Origin of the sequence: Brasilonema sp. UFV-L1, assembly GCF_012912105.1 — a bacterium.
In the GTDB taxonomy this organism is placed as follows: Bacteria; Cyanobacteriota; Cyanobacteriia; order Cyanobacteriales; family Nostocaceae; genus Brasilonema.
On sequence record NZ_QMEA01000003.1, the window covers coordinates 86,902 to 104,735 of the forward strand.

The 17,834-nt window shown below is 42.0% G+C and carries 17 protein-coding genes and 1 pseudogene; 9 read left to right on the forward strand and 9 right to left on the reverse strand.

Annotated features, from left to right (window positions below; translation table 11 throughout):
- Positions 1-67: 67 nt before the first annotated feature.
- Positions 68-1,252, reverse strand: coding sequence for an esterase-like activity of phytase family protein (locus DP117_RS01930; RefSeq protein WP_169216648.1), 1,185 nt, complete (start codon positions 1,250-1,252; stop codon positions 68-70).
- Positions 1,253-1,366: 114 nt separating this feature from the next.
- Positions 1,367-2,926 carry a TM0106 family RecB-like putative nuclease gene (locus DP117_RS01935; protein ID WP_169216649.1) on the reverse strand — a complete coding sequence of 520 codons (1,560 nt, stop codon included), beginning with the start codon at positions 2,924-2,926 and terminating at the stop codon, positions 1,367-1,369.
- Positions 2,927-3,289: 363 nt separating this feature from the next.
- Between DP117_RS01935 and DP117_RS01940 the strand changes: the two genes are divergently transcribed.
- The 9 genes from DP117_RS01940 to DP117_RS01980 all read left to right on the forward strand — a co-directional run bounded on the left by DP117_RS01940 (position 3,290) and on the right by DP117_RS01980 (position 9,993).
- A complete protein-coding gene (locus DP117_RS01940; RefSeq protein ID WP_169216685.1) occupies positions 3,290-4,486 on the forward strand; it encodes an aminotransferase class V-fold PLP-dependent enzyme in 1,197 nt (398 codons plus the stop codon).
- Positions 4,487-4,578: 92 nt separating this feature from the next.
- Positions 4,579-5,661 carry a glycosyl transferase gene (locus DP117_RS01945; RefSeq protein WP_169216686.1) on the forward strand — a complete coding sequence of 361 codons (1,083 nt, stop codon included), beginning with the start codon at positions 4,579-4,581 and terminating at the stop codon, positions 5,659-5,661.
- Positions 5,662-5,714: 53 nt separating this feature from the next.
- Positions 5,715-6,212 carry a hypothetical protein gene (locus tag DP117_RS01950; protein ID WP_169216650.1) on the forward strand — a complete coding sequence of 166 codons (498 nt, stop codon included), beginning with the start codon at positions 5,715-5,717 and terminating at the stop codon, positions 6,210-6,212.
- Complete coding sequence (locus tag DP117_RS01955; protein ID WP_169216651.1) at positions 6,209-6,466, forward strand: hypothetical protein; 258 nt, start codon at positions 6,209-6,211, stop codon at positions 6,464-6,466. The genes DP117_RS01950 and DP117_RS01955 overlap by 4 nt, the downstream gene beginning before the upstream one ends.
- A gap of 25 nt (positions 6,467-6,491) precedes the next feature.
- The gene (locus DP117_RS01960) at positions 6,492-6,908 is read left to right on the forward strand and encodes a secondary thiamine-phosphate synthase enzyme YjbQ (protein ID WP_169216652.1); all 417 of its coding nucleotides are present in this window, start codon (positions 6,492-6,494) and stop codon (positions 6,906-6,908) included.
- A gap of 40 nt (positions 6,909-6,948) precedes the next feature.
- Positions 6,949-7,695, forward strand: coding sequence for a hypothetical protein (locus DP117_RS01965; protein ID WP_169216653.1), 747 nt, complete (start codon positions 6,949-6,951; stop codon positions 7,693-7,695).
- A 296-nt stretch (positions 7,696-7,991) separates the two neighbouring features.
- Positions 7,992-8,801, forward strand: coding sequence for a Nif3-like dinuclear metal center hexameric protein (locus tag DP117_RS01970; protein WP_169216654.1), 810 nt, complete (start codon positions 7,992-7,994; stop codon positions 8,799-8,801).
- Between the two features lie 705 nt (positions 8,802-9,506).
- On the forward strand, positions 9,507-9,761 hold the full coding sequence (locus DP117_RS01975) for a hypothetical protein (protein ID WP_169216655.1): 255 nt from the start codon (positions 9,507-9,509) through the stop codon (positions 9,759-9,761).
- Positions 9,679-9,993, forward strand: a complete 315-nt coding sequence (locus tag DP117_RS01980; protein ID WP_169216656.1) for a DUF6679 family protein — start codon at positions 9,679-9,681, stop codon at positions 9,991-9,993. The genes DP117_RS01975 and DP117_RS01980 overlap by 83 nt, the downstream gene beginning before the upstream one ends.
- An 884-nt stretch (positions 9,994-10,877) precedes the next feature.
- Here the strand turns inward: DP117_RS01980 and DP117_RS01985 are convergent.
- The 7 genes and pseudogenes from DP117_RS01985 to DP117_RS02010 form a co-directional block, all read right to left on the reverse strand.
- Complete coding sequence (locus DP117_RS01985; protein ID WP_169216657.1) at positions 10,878-12,551, reverse strand: MBL fold metallo-hydrolase; 1,674 nt, start codon at positions 12,549-12,551, stop codon at positions 10,878-10,880.
- A gap of 1,204 nt (positions 12,552-13,755) precedes the next feature.
- Positions 13,756-14,277: a transposase gene (locus tag DP117_RS35875; RefSeq protein ID WP_248277488.1), complete on the reverse strand. Its 522-nt coding sequence runs from the start codon at positions 14,275-14,277 to the stop codon at positions 13,756-13,758.
- Positions 14,278-14,412: 135 nt separating this feature from the next.
- On the reverse strand, positions 14,413-15,159 hold the full coding sequence (locus DP117_RS35880) for a transposase (protein WP_248277489.1): 747 nt from the start codon (positions 15,157-15,159) through the stop codon (positions 14,413-14,415).
- A 524-nt stretch (positions 15,160-15,683) separates the two neighbouring features.
- Positions 15,684-16,079, reverse strand: a complete 396-nt coding sequence (locus DP117_RS01995) for a DUF1636 domain-containing protein (RefSeq protein ID WP_169216658.1) — start codon at positions 16,077-16,079, stop codon at positions 15,684-15,686.
- 17 nt (positions 16,080-16,096) lie between these two features.
- On the reverse strand, positions 16,097-16,867 hold the full coding sequence (locus DP117_RS02000; RefSeq protein ID WP_169216687.1) for an MBL fold metallo-hydrolase: 771 nt from the start codon (positions 16,865-16,867) through the stop codon (positions 16,097-16,099).
- A gap of 33 nt (positions 16,868-16,900) precedes the next feature.
- Positions 16,901-17,091 (reverse strand): annotated as a pseudogene (locus DP117_RS35885) (aminodeoxychorismate/anthranilate synthase component II); the annotation flags it as partial.
- A gap of 210 nt (positions 17,092-17,301) precedes the next feature.
- Positions 17,302-17,781 carry a diacylglycerol kinase family protein gene (locus DP117_RS02010; protein ID WP_169216659.1) on the reverse strand — a complete coding sequence of 160 codons (480 nt, stop codon included), beginning with the start codon at positions 17,779-17,781 and terminating at the stop codon, positions 17,302-17,304.
- Positions 17,782-17,834: the final 53 nt, after the last annotated feature.

Below are 17,834 nucleotides of genomic sequence, written 5' to 3' on the forward strand. Positions count from 1 at the left end.
ACAAGGGAAGAAAAAAGGATAATGGTTTTTTATTGCTTCTGGTATACGCAGTTCATGATGGCTATTATTAACGATTGAAATTGGGGAAAAAACGCCGAAATAACCTGATAAGTGGTGGTTCCATCTTCAGTTTAAAGGCAAGTATTTGGGTTTTCTGAAGAGGATTAAAATTATTATCACTTACAAGGATTAATGAAAGTTGCCCATTAGATAGCTTGGGACCAAGAGTTAAGCCTTCGATATTGTCTAGTCCCACATTTAGTTTTCTCAAATCCAAAAGTAGCTTTTTGTCTGTGGGTTTGACTCTGTTAATATCAACAGTCAAAAGGCTGTCAATATTAGAAATGTTATCAGCACCTCCCAGGGAAATTTGAAACAGTGAAATAGCTAACCCAAAGCCAGTAAAAGTTCTCTCTAAACTTAAGAAATGACCTTGGTTATCAAGAGCTACTAAATCAGTTAATCCACTTGAAAATTGAGGAGAGATATTCAAAAATGGTGTGACGGCTTCAGTTTTGTAAAGAAATTCTTTCTCAGGTTTTTGAGTGAGCAAATTGTATTGTAAAATGCGGCAAGGACTACTTCTTTTTGGTTTTGCTTCTGGACCATCTTGAATCAGAGCGTTTTCTGTGGCTGTAAACAGAAACTTATTGTTAGGTGTGATAGCAAGAGATTCAAAAGCTAAATTGTTGCGGATACCTTGTTGACCATTATTATCTGGCAAAAACTTGCTAGGAATTGGTAGTGTTCTCAATTCCTTACCAGAAGAGATTGAAAACTCTTTCAGAAAAGGTTTGATTTGTTTGTTTTTATCACCTTCAGAAGAAACGTATATAGTTTCTTTGTTTGTGAAGGCTATACCTTCTGAGTCAAGACTACCAGGCAAAAAAGTTCGACTATTTTCATTTAAAAGTGTCGTCACTCCAACAGGTTCAACCCTATTATCGGTTAGTGTTTCATTAGTCAGGTCAATTTTTAATGTGTAGAAGCGGGCAGGAGCTTTTTCGCTACGGTCATCAGATATAGTGTAATAAAGTTGTTTTTTCGCATCGTAGGTTATTCCAGAAAACCCTCCCATTGGAGTTTTTTGAAAAGAAAAACTTGTGGGAAAAGTCGCAGAGCCTATAAAATCAATTCCAGTTATGGGATAATTTGGGGCAGGTACACTAATCAAAAAAATGCTAACAATTAGAATTGGAATAAGAAGGAAAAGAATTTGTGGAAACTTAAAAATATTTTTGACGAATTGCATTTTTAGTTATTGCTAAACTGTGAAAATCATACACACGATATCACGCCAGCAAGGAACTTGCTACCTCTGGGAACACAGCATTGCTGTGCTAATACCTATATTGTTTGTTAGCCCTCACGACAAACTACTATTTTTTTGAAATTTTTGAAAAAAGTTTACAAGCCAGTCTTTCACGCTGCGGGTTGCACGGCAGTCGTCTTCGTTGTAGCGTTGGATCATTTCAAGTAAAGAGCGATCGCCTGTTTTCAACCACTCATCATACCAGTAAATACACTTCATCCCGCTAGCTTCTGTATCACGCCACTCAAACCCCAACCATCGAGCAATTGCTTTTAAAGCATAACTTTCTATGGGCAATGTCACGTTTTGCGTTAAGATCTCATACACATCCACAAACCGATTCAGTACGGGTAAGACAGAACTTTGTGGAGTGTGATAGAGCTTGGCGAGTCGTTTGACTGTATCATACTCGAAAACACAAAAATGGTAAATTGGTGCATCTGGATATTGCCAAACTAAATCCAGAAATTGTTGCCAAATAAATTCTTCTTCTTCTGTTTTTTCTGCTAAAAAAGAATAAAACTGTTCTGTTTTCGCTCGTCTATCAACAACCAAAACCCCTAACAGGTAATTTAAATTCAAGTCTGGTTGCGCCTCGATATCAAAGAATATTTCTACAGGTGCTGTCGATAGGATGTCATTTTTAGGCAAAAGCAACTGTGTAACCTCTGTATCCATTTCTGGAGTTCTGTCGAGACAAACAGAAATGTCAACCGCCCAAGAGTTGAGGACATATTCTTGCTTTGGTGATTGATACGGTATGACGAACGGACGATTTTCTAGAATCGATTTTGCTTGTAATATCAGCTTGGCTGCGACTGTCCTATCGAAACCTGGTAGGTTTTCTAGTTGAGTGGAATGAGTTTTTGCCAAAGACTCTACTGTTGTGATCTCTAGTGCTTGCAATTGTATGTAGCGAACAGGTGTCACTCCTGGTAATAAAGAAAGGTGTTTTTGAGATTGGGCAACAGCATAACAATAATTATACCAAGGGCAAAGATTGCACCGTTGACGAGAGATAAAGACTTCAGGTGCTTCATCTGTTTCGAGAGTTTGAATATACTCTTCGAGAACGCTATGCATTTGTGGTATCCATTTCGTCAAATCCACAGAGTAACCCGACTCTTTACCACGCAACATCAGCCAAGCTATTTCACACTCACTTTGTTGCACCATTGCCAACACATATGCGTGAAATGCTGCGACAACCTGATACTCTTGTTTAGGACGCTTTCCCAGTTCAATGCTGACTGGAACGTACTGCCAATCTCCAAAGCGAGACTCTCCTCTATGCTTGACGAGAACGTCTGGACGACTGAGTAATGTATGTGTTTGAAAATAACTTATTAGCACTCCTTGATAAATGCATTCAGCCCCTTGCTGCATTAACTCTAAGGTTGCTTTTACTCCTGTTTTCCAGTCTCCTTGTCGATACACTGGTTGGTGATGCGTAAATTGTGTCAGAATACTTGTCTGATGAGCAACTCTTTCTTGGTACAGTTTCAACAGCATGTCATTCTCAAGCACTCGCCGACTTTTGTCCCCGTGAACGTCTAAAAAGGGTCGGCGCTTACAGCGTTGGTATTGCAGCAACAGTTCAGCATTAATTAACATTCTTTTAAGGTAACAAGAATTATTACTTTGTGGCAGTGACCCAGATAACTAAAATTAATGTTATTGTCTAGAGTTTTTGAGTCAGGGCAATACGGTTTGGTTAGAAGTTTTATCTGTGTACATATGTGTATGTATAGTTCTTCATTTTACCCTTCAGTAGACTTAGTACAGATAATTATCCAAAATGAATGAAAAATATGACTATTGACAAAAACTTTTATCTGTGGTGTTTTAAACCGTATTGGGAGTAGAGGAGCAATAGTTGTGTTGCTATTGCTGCATAATCCCGATCCATATCAGGCTATGGGCCATAAATGTATCAGAATAAATAATATGTCATGACTAAATAATCATTAATGAATGATGGCTAGTATTTCTGCATCATTAACCAAGTTACTGCAACATCGACAGCTATTTCCAGGTTTGGCAAATAAGGCATATTTTAACTACGGCGGTCAAGGACCAATGCCACAAACAGCATTGGATGCGATTTCTCAGACGCAAGTTTATATTCAACAAATAGGTCCTTTTGGCACTGAGGTGAACAGTTGGATACAAGAGGAGATGAAAGCGGCGAGAAATGCGATCGCCTCTGAGTTTAGTGTCCCAACCGAAACAATCACCATCACTGAGGATGTCACCGTTGGCTGTAACATTGCTATGTGGGGTCTTGAGTGGCTCTGTGGAGACCATATACTTCTTAGCGACTGCGAACACCCTGGTATTATTGCAACAGCTCAAGAAATCGGACGTAGGTTTGGTGTTGAAGTAACTTTCTGTCCTTTAATGGCTACTTTAAATGAAGGCGACCCCATTGACCTCATTGCCCAACACTTGCGTCCAAAGACTCGTCTTGTCATACTGAGTCATGTTCTTTGGAATACTGGTCAAGTTTTACCAATTGACAAAATAGCTGCATTCTGTAGAGAAAAATCAGTCAAACTTTTGATAGATGCAGCTCAATCTGTAGGTTTGCTGTCTTTAAATCTTACTGAATTGGGAGCGGATTTTTACGCTTTTACGGGTCACAAATGGCTGTGTGGTCCTGGTGGTACAGGAGGTTTGTATGTCCGACCAGAAGTTCGAGACAGCTTAAAACCTACTTTTATTGGTTGGCGAGGTATTATCTCTAGTCAAGCAAGACCTGTCGATTGGGAAAGCGATGGGAAACGTTATGAAGTGGGGACATCTAACTATCCACTTTATACGGGCTTAAGGGAGGCGATCGCCACTCATCATCAGTGGGGAACACCAGAGGAACGTTATCAACAAATTTGCCACAACAGTGAGTATCTATGGCGACGATTACAAAGGTTATCCAATGTCAAATGTTTGCGGACTTCTCCACCAGAAAGCGGTTTAGTCTCTTTTCAATTCACAAATCAAACACCACAGACTACCCGTCAACTCGTGATTTTTTTGGAGTCACAAGGGTTCTTAACTCGGACAATCGCTGATCCTGACTGCGTGCGTGCTTGTGTTCACTATTTGACTTTAGAATCAGAAATGGACAAACTCGTTGAAGGAATTCAACAATTTTTTGAAGAAGGCAAAAGGTAATAGCCCCATTGCAGGCATAGAGATGTGTGTCCTCCGGTAAAATCTGTCCATAGCAAGTAGACAAACATCAAAAATCACAACTCATGACTTTAATGGATAGACCAATTTTATATATAGCAATCACCAATCATGGCTTCGGACATACTACTCGCACAGCAGCTGTCGCCGCGACAATTCAAAAATTATGTCCAGAAGTCTTGCTGATCATGGTAACCACAGCACCACGATGGTTACTAGAGTCTTACATAGAAGGCGATTTTATCCATCGTCCCCGTGCGATGGATTTAGGTGTGGTACAAGCAGATAGCTTGACAATGGATAAGGCTGCAACTCTAGAAAAGTTACTTGAGATTAAGAAAAATCAAAATTCTATCATTGCTTCTGAAGTTAACTTTATGCGCCAAAATCGTGTCAATTTTATTTTGGCAGATGTTCCTTTCCTCGCCTGTGAAATTGCCAAAGCAGCTGAGGTACCTTGTTGGATGATGAGTAACTTTGGCTTTGATTTTATCTATCGAGATTGGGGTAGTGACTTTACAGACATTGCTGATTGGATTAGTGATTGTTACTCGAAGTGCGATCGCCTGTTTCGTCTTCCTTTCCATGAAAGCATGCAAGCCTTCAAAAACATCACAGACGTAGCCTTAACAGGCGGTTCTCCTCGTTACGTTCTCCAAGAAATACGCTCTAAATGGGGAATCACAGCGCCAAAAGAAAAGACTATCTTACTCACCTTTGGTGGCTTAGGTTTACAGCAAATTCCCTACGAAAACCTGAAGCAATTTTCAGATTGGCAGTTTATCACCTTTGATAAATTTACCCCAGACTTGCCAAACTTAGTACAGATCACCGACCACAAATACCGTCCTGTGGATTTTATGCCTATTTGTGGGCGAGTGATATCGAAACCTGGTTATAGTACATTTGCTGAAGCTACACGTCTAGATGTACCGATTGTTTCAGTAACTCGTGATGACTTTGCAGAAGCTGCTTTTTTATTAGAAGGTATTAAGAATTATAACCAGCATCAAATCCTCCAACCATCTGAACTTTTCCAAGGAACTTGGAATTTTCTCAACCAACCACCCAATTCACCAAAGCAATCTCAATCCATTGCTAAGGATGGGAATGAAAGTGTAGCTTATGCTGTTCTTAGTTATTTACAAAGTTTGTGAAGCCGCGCGGTGCATCCCAAAGCGGTATATTAATGATATTCGTAAGTTTTGTCATGGAACAAAATTTGTCTTCCCTGACTCTAAGCTTAGCTTCTGAGGATATACGTCGAGTTTTAGACAAACAAAAGGAAGAAAGACAAATTCTACTGACTCAAACAAATATCCTGTTTGTAGTAAACAGTGCATTACTGAGCGTTCTCACCATCGCAAGGCTTATTTCCGTCTTCAGTCTGTTTAGCATTACGGAAATCGTGCTATTTCTGATAAACTTTACACTGCTGATCAATGCTTTACTCCCACGTCAATTCGTCATTACTCCCAACCCAGAAAATGAAAAATTCCTGGAGGGTTATTTGGCAATGTCACCCGAAGAATATCAGTTGCAGATGCTAGTGAACTTAGTAGAGACGTATAATGCGAATAAGCAGCCTCTTAACGATATCTCTCAGTCGCTATTTTATGCTGCTGGTGTTACTTGGGGAATTGCCTTAGTTGGCTTGTTGCATGTGGTAGCTGTTTATTTCATACCCCAATTGCGGCAACAAATATGAAGAATTACAAAAGATTTTATGACACAGAATCTGGAAGTGCTGGTTTGCGTTTGCCAAAACCAGATCCAGCAAATATTACAGTCCTAACTCCCAATCTACCCAATAAACCAATTCTTCCTTGGACTCACTTCGACTCTCCTTGGCTAGAAAACGAAGAAAATCATCCAGAAGAAGGAGAGGAAGAAGTTTTAGAGTCAACAGATGACACTCAAGAGTCTATCAACTCTGACGACCAACAGACTGATGACAAATAACGAATAACTAATAATTAATGTAAAGATGACTCACTACCAAAAGCTACTGAGGATTTCCACTACTGGCAAATCTTTACATAACATTACCGGAAAAGTTGAAGATGCAGTCGCGGAATCAGGAGTTGAAACAGGATTATGCGTTCTGTTTTTGCGCCACACCTCAGCTAGTTTGCTGATTCAAGAAAATGCCGATCCAGATGTCCTAAAAGATTTAGTCAATTTTATGGCAAAAATTGTACCAGAATCAGGACAGTATATTCACGATGCAGAAGGTCCTGATGATATGCCAGCACATATCCGTACAGTTCTGACTCACACTTCAGAAATTATTCCCATCAATAAAGGTTACTTAGTATTGGGAACTTGGCAAGGAATTTATATTTGGGAACATAGGCAAAGAAGCCATACAAGAGAATTGGTTATTCATATCTCTGGATTGTAAAAATAACTTTTTCCCCAAACTATCGAGCTGTTTTAATCATATGAAGCAAAATCGGACGCTCAGTCATCATTTTCAACTTCTTGATGAAATCCTTGCTCAGCATACAGCCAGTCCTTTATCACTTAATCCCCACAAGACTTTCTCGACAAGCTTTGTAGAACTGGGTAATTTAATTACTGAAAACACTTGTGATATTCAACTAATAAATTCTCTTAGCCATACATTGGAGCGTATACTAGATGCCATGTTATACAACTTTCCAGAAAATATTTTCTGGGATTTTGATTTGATGACAAGCAGTATCCTGAAGCAGGCTTTGGTTGCTGAAGACAATGCTCTATCTTTTGTAGAATCTTGGGGTGATAAGATAGTGTCGCTCATGGAGTTGTTTGGAAGAAAATCGGAAATCTGCTTTCGCTACGTCCATGACTTTACATATGGATTTGATTGGGCAAAATGGGTACAGAACGAACCCCAAACTCGCGCCGTGATTGAACCTTTTAGCTTGACTTTTTTGGATTATTTGCTCTCAAAAGGTAAAAAAATTCTACAACTTATCCGTGTTGGTGATTCCCACTATCATCAACTGCGTGAAAAATGTTATCGCAATCCTTTCTGCTTTTCCCGTGAACCAGAAAATGAGTATCGCTTGCTTACCTATTTGGCAGCACAGCAACTGATTCCCGTACCAGGATGGGATTGGAATGCCCAACCTATTTGGAACAAACCTTTTTGTCAACTTCGCGAAGAGTTATCATTAAAACTGCATATTCCTAAAAATAATTGATAATAGCAATCCATCCTAAATTATTCGTGAGAAATTTGGAAACAATTGGGCAAATAGAATTCGCTACTACACAAACATGCGTCCACCTACGTGGACTTAATAAGATAACCCGCGCAAGCAGGTTTGGGGAGAGTGCCGCGATTTCGCTCTCGCCAGGACTGAATAAAATTTTACTTTTATATTTGATTTTCAACCTACGTATTCTCTCACAACTCGAATAGGACTGCTATAGTCCCCAGTTTGTAGTCTGACTAATGACTAATATGACTAATAATAGATAACTAATGAATTGAATAATGAAAATCGCTGATTTCATAACCTGGTTTGAAAAATGGGCAAATCCAGCTTGGCAAGAAAGCTGGGATAATTGTGGTTGGCAAATTGAGCCAGGAGTGTTACAAGAAAAAGCACAAGTTTTGGTTTGTTTGACACCAACTTTGGCTGTCATGCAAGAGGCGATCGCCATCCAAAATGCTGGTATCCCCGTCAATCTAATTTTTGCCCATCATCCTTTGATTTTCAGTCCACCCAAATCTTTATGTCGTGGCGACGCCATCGGCGAAATAGCACGGTTAGCATTTACCCACAATATTGGTATTTACAGTGCTCATACAAATTTTGACCAAGTGGACGATGGAACTGCTGACGTTTTAGCTCAAATTCTAGAACTTAAGGAAGTCTCTGCTGTAGTACCTACACAACCAGGATTAGGATATGGACGCGTTGGAAATTTACAGCCGTCGATAAGTTTACAAGAGTTACTCACAACAATTCAAACCCGGCTTACTCCTTCTCATCTGATTTCCTCTCCTGTGGCTTCTTTAAAGCAGACGATTTCCCGAGTTGCTGTTTTGGGTGGTTCAGGAGCCAGTTTTCTCTCAGCAGTTGCGAAAACAGGTGCTCAAGCTTACTTAACTTCTGACTGTAAGTTCCATCAGTTTCAGGAAAGCCGCGATCGCGGTGTCATTTTGATTGACGCCGGACATTACGCTACAGAACGCCCAGCATGCGATCGCCTCGTGCAAAAGTTTCGCTCTTTGAACTTAGATTGGGTACAGCTAAGCCAAAAGGATGAGGATTTTCGGTCGTTTTTTAGCTCTCCGTAGAAACTATTGGTTGAAAATTTTACAAACAAAATCTTTTTTTAAGAAAGCTTAAAAAAAATAGAATTTTTTCAGCTTATTCTTAAACAGGAAAACCAATTTGTCGTTGGCTAAACAAGAAGGAACCGGGTTTTTTTGTCAAAATTCTGAATACTGAATCAGCGTTCTAGATTGTATGAGTTGCACTCGTACCCGTTTTTGAAGCTGGTGCAAAATCTCAGTTACGGTAGATCAAAACGTCACGCTAATGGTACTATTGCTCATGCTCAAGGTGCAGTATCAGCACCTGCCGTTTATTGGTAAAGATTTCATAAATTTTTGCAGATCTCCACACAGCTTAATTTCTTCCTGCTTGTCTACTCATCAAAGGAAGGAAAAAGATTACGTTAAGAACCATTTACTCAGATGTTGTTGTTTCAAACCATGAAGCTCACAAGAGAATAAGCTAAGATCAAATACATAGGGATAAAAGTAAAGCAAAATCCCCTGACTTCCCAGCAATGCCAACGACTATAAGCAGGCAATTAAAACAACCGCAGCTAACGTTTGTTTTTGAGTATCAGTTGTCACATAATGGTTGTAAGGACTCACCAGCTAACGTTATCTTTTTCAGGAAAAACCCCGAAATATGTAACTTCTATGAAGTAAACATTTTTTGAATGACCTCGACAAAGATAAAATTTAACTTGTGCATGAGGCGTGAACTTTATGACCCAAAAAGCTCACAAAACAGACAACGACAAACAAGTCTTTGGCTTGGGTCAAGAAAGACATCTTGACTTGGTTCGGTCAACGAACCATAAAAGGGTGTTGTATGTAGGGGATAAAGCCCAGATGTTGTTGACAGATTTAACTAAGTTTAAAAAGGCAGAAGCTGTAGATGCTACACCGCAAGATTTATCAATTGTGTTGCGACGGGCGGGAGGTCTGTGTGTTCTTGCGGGACCAGCAACGCTGGATTGAACGCGCCCGCATCATCGACATAGAGGGAGATTTGGTCACCCTACGTTATGAAACTGAAGAAGAAGATGAAATTTGTTCTTGGGAGGAAATGGTTCGCCTTGAAAGTATTGGTGCTGTAACACAAAAATTAGCTTCAGTACCACGTGGTAATGTAGAACCTCTTTTAACTGAAGACTGTCCTGAAGTTGAGCGCATCCGTAATCGTTTGACTGATTCTTCAAATCCAGAATAATCACTGCGTAAGGATTCAGCGCAAATGACGATCAAACAAATGCTGTTAAGTTCTAAGTCGTATGCCGATGCCTTACGAGTCGTGATGCATAAAGCCCCCCTTTTCTAAAGGGGGGATATAAGCGAATAGGACAAATTTATTTGTCCTGTCAGATAGTATAATAAAATTGTCCACTACACAGGCAGAGTCTCGCTGCAAAGGAGGAACCTGTCTCGGAATGGGTGGCTAATTATTCTTCGCCGTGGGGCACACGGTATACGCTTGTGGAGGGTAAAGTAATCTGGAATGTTCCTGTATGGATTCCTCCTTGGGGCATTTTGGATCTCCCTGTGAAACAAGAATCCCCGAAATTAAATTTCGGGGAGTGTCAAAGGCACACTATAGAACGAGGCACGAAGCAGGGTGGTAGTCTGTATCATAGGAGGGGAAGCAGTCCGCCCTTGCGGGTTTCCCAGTAATCCTGCAAGTCACCTTTTCTCAAGAGAAGCGACTGACTTGTGATGATGGCGACTTGCAGGAACTGATGTTTTTCCTCTGTAGGAAACTTAGCGTCAGTCCTGTAGACAGGCTACGAATTGCAAAGCAGCTTCTGTTGAAGAGTTTTTGACTGGTCATACTGTCACTAGTCGAACCAAACAAAGAAAAATAAGATATGCACGGATGGCTTAACCTTGGCTTAAGTGTGTCTGGACGTTGAGGGCTAAAAACGGCCAACCACTCTCATGCCCACGTTAAAACGTCAATTAAGATATCGCTTGTCGAACAATGTCTGGGTTTTTGAGGACAGACAACCTAAGGTGGTTCGATAAGAAGCTTTCTCGTTAAGGCGGACTCTTGAGCAGAGGCGCTTGATACTCCAGGGGGAAAATCAATGGAGTTAGCACTCACGACTCTGAGTTCTTTTCAGTGTTACGTTCAAACGCAGGGCAGTAACCTTCAAGAGTGACTTTGAAATTATACAGTGGGGACGCAGGATTCCAACACCTCTGTCCCCTTTGATGTCGGCAAGTACCGCAACAATCAAGATCAGACCACGTAAAGCGATCGCTATTTTGGTTTAGCAGTTCTCTTTGCGACAGTCCCCGTAACACTAAATCTTCACCTTGCCAGCGGGCTTCAATTAAGCCTGTATCAGCGAAGTGTCGCCACCGAGGATCAGCAGTGATTGCATCGGGTAGAGTGATTGTGACTACAGTTCCGAGTTCCGTGAGTTCGCCTTCATAATTGGCTTCTGGTGCAGCTGGTTGTAAAAATGTTTCACCAATAGGCAGTTCCACGAGTGTGCCAGCTGCGGGAGAATGAAGATGATAACGGTTTTGTAGCTCTTCTAGGCTTGTGAGATCTGCTAGGTAAGTGGGGGAACCGTGGACGAAGATGACATGCTGCGGTCGCAAATTATGAATCAGTTGAGTTGTCCCAGGACCATCACTATGTTGAGCAAGAAGATAAGTTTCGACGCTCATCACCTGTAAATATTCGTCGTTAATTTTTATGTTAGTTTTCTCTGGGAAAAGGGTGAGCCAAGAACCAGTATTGCTTTGGCAGTATTTGTATAGGTCAGCTGTAAAGTCAGTCAAAATAATACAAGGATTGTCAACATCAAGGCGCTGTTCTGGCTGCATGCGCCGCACACGTGGGCGTATCCGTTCATCCCAAAATAAGGGTTGATGGCGGGCAAAGTTTTGTATTGATGGTGGTAGATGAGGTAGCAATTCCAGGTAAGCATCACATCCAACAGCGACAGTACCATCAACCCAGATATTTAAATCTCTTCCAGTAAAATGGTGATGACTGCGTAAAAGCATCAGCAGTTCTTGACCGAGTCCTAAAGTAGGTGTCGGAAGAAGCACCGAACAACGCTCAGCGATCGCTCGGTTAATTCTTTCAGCAAGTTGATTTTCTTGAGCACGGCGGTGGGGATGACGGGAAGTTCCATAACTGCCTTCAATAATCAACACATCCAACTTTATTCCCCGCAATTCTTCCAACCGCAAACCTTCTACAAGTCGGGAATTGGATAAAAAAAAGTCGCCTGTATATAGTAACCTGTAAGAACGCTCTTGAGTGGTATACGTCAGTAAAATTGCCACTGCTCCTGGTAAGTGACCGGCAGGAAAGATTTCTGCCACCAGACCTTCTTTGAATTCTACAGGCGATCGCAATGGTAGCGCTTGACAAAATGGCGCTACTTCCTGATTGTCTTGCTCTAGCCAATTGAGAGGCAATAACTTGCTGGTCACTTCGCTGGCGTATATTGGTAGTAAAGGAAATGCCTTATGCAGAGCTAACAATCCTCTGGCATGATCGCTATGGGCGTGACTGACCAAGACGAAATCTGCTGGTAACGGTGAACTCCCTCGACGCGCCGATTTTTTCAATCCCTGTACTAGAGGTGATACATCCGCCAAGCCACAGTCAAGCAAAATGCGGTGTGGTCCCATCCGTACTAACAAACAAACACCCTCATCATCGTGGTGAACCCCAAAGGGCAAACATTCTAATTCACTCGCCGTCTCCTCCGTATCAAATTTAGAGGATACTGACAGGCGATCGCTCATGCTCCTTTCCCCTCTAACCTCATTTTTATGGACATTTGCTTAATGCTTATTCCAAAGGGGAGAACACTCGCATGTGGAAGGAAACTTCTAACGAAAACAAAGTATCCTTTGTGGATATTTTTCGTGGATAGTTTTTCCTTCTACACAATGTCCATCGCCAGTTCAGTGATGCATCTCCACACCATTGGAACGCTGATGTTTGTTCGATTAAGATAACTGTACCAAACTTGCGGTATGTAAATAAATGGGTGATAAAAATGCTTCAAGCTAACAACAGAGGGTAGAGACGGCAACCTGCTACCGGAGGGTTTTCCGACTTGTAGCAAGTGGCGTTTTCCCTTCAAACTCGGTTTTGTGAGGGATTCCCAAACCACTGTGTTAGGGAGGTAGTGCGCCCAAAGAGGTTCCCTCGTTGATTGCACCTGCCGTGGCCTTTATGAGGAAATGCTCTTCGTCACAAGACGAAGGCAGGCATAGAGTGAACTCATTGGGCGTTCTCCTGATTTAGACGACTGCGGAGCGCACAGTGTGAGTGTATATACTTACACCAGATGCTGGTTTGTTGGCACCAACCTCCCCAGGACTGACGCCTGATTTGTGAACTCTACAGATAGGTCATACCTGTTAAACGTAGCCGTGCCGCAGGCGTAGGGCAAAAGACTGAGGGAGGTTTTGGACTTTGAGGCTACTGGTGTTGGCTTCAGTGACACTCACGCATTTAGCGTCCTGTTATGAACGCCCGAAGAGCAGTTTCCCAGAGGGGAGAAAATGACGTCAGGCAAGTAACTCTCTCATTGGGTAACTGATGGCTTTTATAACTTCAGTGGGCAGATCCGTTCCCATGATAGTTATCTGAATCGTAGAATCCATTTTTCGTACCAAAGAACAAGCACGAAACTGTGAAGACAATTGTTAGTGCAGCTAGAATCAGCTTTACATCCATGTGTTTGTTGCCCTTTACGAAAGACTTTCTGATTTTAATAGAATAATTTCGATGTCTAAAGAAATTCTCTGAAAATCTTTACTATGTATGGGAAGATTTTACAATAAGTATATATACTTTTGTTTTCTCATTATAAGACTTTTTGGTAAAGCTGTCTATCCTCTGAAAAAGGATTATGACAACTCAAACAGTCAAAAATTAAAAAATAATTTTACAACGACTTACGCCAGAGTTCTCGAATTACCGCGACTGTAGTATGAACTACCCCGCCGCACAGGCGGACGGGGTTTCACCCGGTTCCGTCGTGTTGCTGAATTTTTGTCTCCTCATTTGCCCAAGTTGCCTCATTGATCCGGTATTCTTTCGTTTACTGGTCTTTGAGGTAGAGCTTAGACATCCGAGACTATCGAGGCTGGTTCCCAACCCCGGTTGTTGATTCGTAACAACGTTGTACATCACCATCGCGCTACTCGCATCGCGCGGTATTTCAAGCTTACAGTCTGGGCAGGCATGATGACGATTTGACAACTCCGCCCATTCCCTGTGAACTGCTCCACACTTTGGGCAACGCTGAGATGGTCTTACATCCCGTGTGGGTAGCACAACCATCAATCCCCCTTTCGCCTCAATTTTGTAGGTCAGCATCTTGTTCAGAGTACCAAAACCCACAGAAAGAATGGACTTATTGAGTCCTGCTTTTTGCTTCTTACGCGAAGTCTGCCGGGCAGAAGATTCTGTCCGGCGAGCTTCGCGTTTGCTACCGCGCTTAGCCTTTCTCGTCATCCCCTTTGTGTTGAGCCCCTCAGTTACGCCGATGTCATAACGACTTGCAATCTCTGACGTAACCTTGTGTTGCCAATCCCGACGTTGAGTTCCAGCCTTGCGTTGTAGCTTTGCAATACGCTTATTCGCTTTTTTCTAACGTCGCGACGCCTTAATCTTGTTGTTTCTATTACGAGCTTGTTTGCGCCGTAATTCCTTAGACGCCTTTTTTATCTTCGCTTCTGTCTTTTGAGTAAAACGCGGATTAGCGACTTGTTCAACATTTTCCCCGTCATAGGTTGTAATTGCCGTTTCGCATCCCAAATCAAAAGCAACGATTGAGTCGTACGCTAAATCAGATTTCGACCCAAATTTTGTTGCAATGTCGGGAATCTCAACAGTGAAAGAAGCGAACCATTGCTTCAAACCAGGCTTGTACACAATGGTAAGCGTGGTTGGCTTGCCCCACTGCTTCGCTTGGCCTCGCATCTTTATTTTGATGCCGAGGTCGTTTAAATTCACGCTGCCATGCTTACCAGACGTATTAGCTTTCCATCCAGAGAGTGCAGGGTAAGTCCAGCCTGAAAACTTGCGGATTGATTTGAATTTAGGTAGCTTACGCAATCCTTGAAAGAAAGCGTTATACGCTAAGTCAACCCGTTTAACCCTGGCTTGCAAGGCTTGAGAATGAAGGTAGGCAAACTCAACCCACTCTTTCTTGTAATCAGGTAAACAATTTTGTTGTTCCAGGTACGAAACTGATTTGCGATTCGCCCTCCACTCGTACTTACGGTGAGCGATACAGGCGTTGTATAAGTAGGCATGATCTCGCCTTGCTTGAAGCAACTTACCTTCGTGCGTTTTGTTTGGATAAAGACGAAATGTTTGCCTGCGAATTGCCATGTATCACTCCCGAGGTCTTACACGTAAAAAAGTTGGCGAGCCTTGTAAGAACGAGTACCCTACTACGCCGACGAATTAACACAATGAAGGAAGCTCCTCCGGAGCCGCTACGCTAACGCCAACTTTTTCGGGGACAATGCGACACCTCCTTTTCTTTGCTAAGCTGTATTTAGCTTATTCGAGTGAGCAATTTATGTCAAGCAGAAAAGGGAAAAAAGCTGTGCGGGGTGTTCCTCTTTTTTATGATGAAAAAAAGCGTGTTCACGGAATTACTCTCACCAATTTCGTGTGGGAAGGTCTAACCGCACTAGCTCATCAACAACAAATTAGTGTAAGTGAGCTTATTGAACGGTGGGCTAGAACGGAGATTGACAAAAACTCGAACTCCCCTTCAAGCGGTTAGTTATTCCAACCTTTTTGAAGGGGAGTATCTCGTTTTTGTCCGGCTATCCATCCCCACCGCATAGGCGGATGGGGAATTTCGCCGAATTAGGTTAAAGGATAAAATGACTGCCGTTTGGAAACTAACTTGCATAGGATATAGATACAGGAGGAATTTTTGCCAAGATTCCTTTTTTCAGAAGTTCTGGTCTTTCTGCCCAAGGTAACAAACCTTGCTGATGAGTATAATACTTACTGGCACACTCCAATACATCCGCTATTGCTGAAACTGACAAGTCTGGTGATAAATCACCGAAAAGATATGTGTATTTACTCTCTGCCGTAAAACAAATAACACAAGAGCGATTGCAAGCGCTCATACATTCTACAGGCGCAATTGCAAACTCTTCTTGCAATTCCCAATGTTGGTACAATTCCTGCAACTGCTGTAATAATTTTTTACCACCACTAACGCCAACTAGCTTTCCATTTTCCCACACACTCGCACAGGTGGTGCAGACAAACATTGTATGTTGCATTTTTATCTACAGTTCACTTAAAATTTATAGCTCAAAACTTGAATTGCACTGTTATCCGGTAATTTACCAGAGCTTACAGTTATTGTGTCACTACTGCTACGACGTACTGTCATTCCATCCATGACTTTTAGGAAGTCATCCAAAGGTGAGATATCACAATTGGCAGCATCTGCAGCTTGTGTACGATAATGAGTAGGAATAATTATTTTGGGATTGAGGGTTTGAATTGCAAGTCTTGCTTCTTCAGGATTATAAGCTTTTGCACCCCCTCCGACAGGGACTAACGCTACGTCAGGACGCCCCATCAGGATTTTTTGCTCAATGGAAATGGGTGCTGCTGCTCCTCCCATATGAAGGATATTAATTCCCCCTTGCTTCCAAAGCCAAGCCGTATTTATACCAAACTGCTTACCACCTTTACGATCATGGTTAATGGCAATTCCCTGGAACTTAATCTTATTAAACTCGTAAGCTCCTGGTTCGTAAATGAGCTTTGGATTTCCAACAAGGTCTTCTACAGCACCTTCATCTAGCAATTGACTGCTAATCAGAACTAAATCAGCCGCAACCTTTGGTACACGATAACCAGTGGTACAGCCAACAGTCCGAAAAGGATTTGTGAGAATCTTGACTCCACCGCCAGTAAACAAAAAGCTAGTATGACCCAGCCACTGAATTGATAATGAACCACCAGACTGGGCATTAGCTTGAAAGTAGGAACCCAAGCTAGTAACTGATGTTGTTACTAATCCTGCCCCTGCATAGCCCAATAACTGTCGTCGTTTCATGGATTCATCTCTCAAGACTGCAATTGTTCTGTGAAAGTTTCGCAGTAGTTGCTTTCCTGAAATTGTCAGGATACTCTCTGAGTCCAACTGGACGCCCTCAATATGAGGATAGTTCCGGTGTCGCACCCCGTGATTGGACTATTCTCAACCCAAGCAGTAACTCATCGTACATTTGGGCAAGTATTGCGCTCAATCACTACAGTATGATACCTCGTTGCGGTCATTTAAGAAATGTAGTACTCAAGGTACGTAAGACAGGTCAACTAGGGCTTTATTCAAGCTTCACTATACCCAAGGCTTTTACTATACTTCGTCACTTTAGTCAAGGAGGGACAACGGTTGGGTTTAAACATGTAAAAATCTGGCAACCTATGTCCTATGCCAACGGCACACCAAAAGCGAAGGACATGAATTCGCGAACGGTAAAAACGCCACTAAGGCGAAATAGATGCTAAGACTAAAGCGAACAGGGGGGGAAGTAAGAGAACAGCAGCTACGATCACAGCAACCAAGGCAGACACTAGCACAGCACCAGCAGCACAGTCTTTAGCAATTTTTGCCAATTCATGATAGGTCTGCTTAACCGTTAAGTCCACAATTGACTCAATGGCTGTATTCAGTAACTCCAATGCCAAAACTAAACCGCTTGTTAGTCCAATGACAGCAATTTCCACTGATTTAAGATGTAAAAAAACGCTCAAGCCAATTGCTAAAGCGCCAACACCAATGTGAATGCGAAAATTACGCTGTGTTTGAAAAGCGTAGCTAATTCCGCACCAAGCATACTTAAAACTGACAAATAAATTAGAGGCTACCTGCCACGATAAATCACGTTGCGTATGAACAACTGTTTCTATACAACTCGGTGCTGGCAGGGATGAAGCTTTTGGTGGAGACGAGATTTGTTGAGACATAGGCATAAGAACCAAAGAGCACAATAGGTGAGGAGAAAATGGCAGATGTTAAG

What these genes read in the sequence shown, in the direction of transcription:
- DP117_RS01960 (WP_169216652.1), top strand. Translation starts at nt 6,492, where the DNA reads ATGACTCACTACCAAAAGCTACTGAGGATTTCCACTACTGGCAAATCT.
- DP117_RS01975 (WP_169216655.1), top strand. Translation starts at nt 9,507, where the DNA reads ATGACCCAAAAAGCTCACAAAACAGACAACGACAAACAAGTCTTTGGC.
- DP117_RS01985 (WP_169216657.1), bottom strand. Translation starts at nt 12,551, where the DNA reads ATGAGCGATCGCCTGTCAGTATCCTCTAAATTTGATACGGAGGAGACG.
- DP117_RS01945 (WP_169216686.1), top strand. Translation starts at nt 4,579, where the DNA reads ATGGATAGACCAATTTTATATATAGCAATCACCAATCATGGCTTCGGA.
- DP117_RS01930 (WP_169216648.1), bottom strand. Translation starts at nt 1,252, where the DNA reads ATGCAATTCGTCAAAAATATTTTTAAGTTTCCACAAATTCTTTTCCTT.
- DP117_RS01935 (WP_169216649.1), bottom strand. Translation starts at nt 2,926, where the DNA reads ATGTTAATTAATGCTGAACTGTTGCTGCAATACCAACGCTGTAAGCGC.
- DP117_RS01965 (WP_169216653.1), top strand. Translation starts at nt 6,949, where the DNA reads ATGAAGCAAAATCGGACGCTCAGTCATCATTTTCAACTTCTTGATGAA.
- DP117_RS01995 (WP_169216658.1), bottom strand. Translation starts at nt 16,079, where the DNA reads ATGCAACATACAATGTTTGTCTGCACCACCTGTGCGAGTGTGTGGGAA.
- DP117_RS02000 (WP_169216687.1), bottom strand. Translation starts at nt 16,867, where the DNA reads ATGAAACGACGACAGTTATTGGGCTATGCAGGGGCAGGATTAGTAACA.
- DP117_RS01980 (WP_169216656.1), top strand. Translation starts at nt 9,679, where the DNA reads ATGCTACACCGCAAGATTTATCAATTGTGTTGCGACGGGCGGGAGGTC.
- DP117_RS01940 (WP_169216685.1), top strand. Translation starts at nt 3,290, where the DNA reads ATGGCTAGTATTTCTGCATCATTAACCAAGTTACTGCAACATCGACAG.
- DP117_RS01970 (WP_169216654.1), top strand. Translation starts at nt 7,992, where the DNA reads ATGAAAATCGCTGATTTCATAACCTGGTTTGAAAAATGGGCAAATCCA.
- DP117_RS01950 (WP_169216650.1), top strand. Translation starts at nt 5,715, where the DNA reads ATGGAACAAAATTTGTCTTCCCTGACTCTAAGCTTAGCTTCTGAGGAT.
- DP117_RS02010 (WP_169216659.1), bottom strand. Translation starts at nt 17,781, where the DNA reads ATGTCTCAACAAATCTCGTCTCCACCAAAAGCTTCATCCCTGCCAGCA.
- DP117_RS35880 (WP_248277489.1), bottom strand. Translation starts at nt 15,159, where the DNA reads ATGGCAATTCGCAGGCAAACATTTCGTCTTTATCCAAACAAAACGCAC.
- DP117_RS01955 (WP_169216651.1), top strand. Translation starts at nt 6,209, where the DNA reads ATGAAGAATTACAAAAGATTTTATGACACAGAATCTGGAAGTGCTGGT.
- DP117_RS35875 (WP_248277488.1), bottom strand. Translation starts at nt 14,277, where the DNA reads ATGACGAGAAAGGCTAAGCGCGGTAGCAAACGCGAAGCTCGCCGGACA.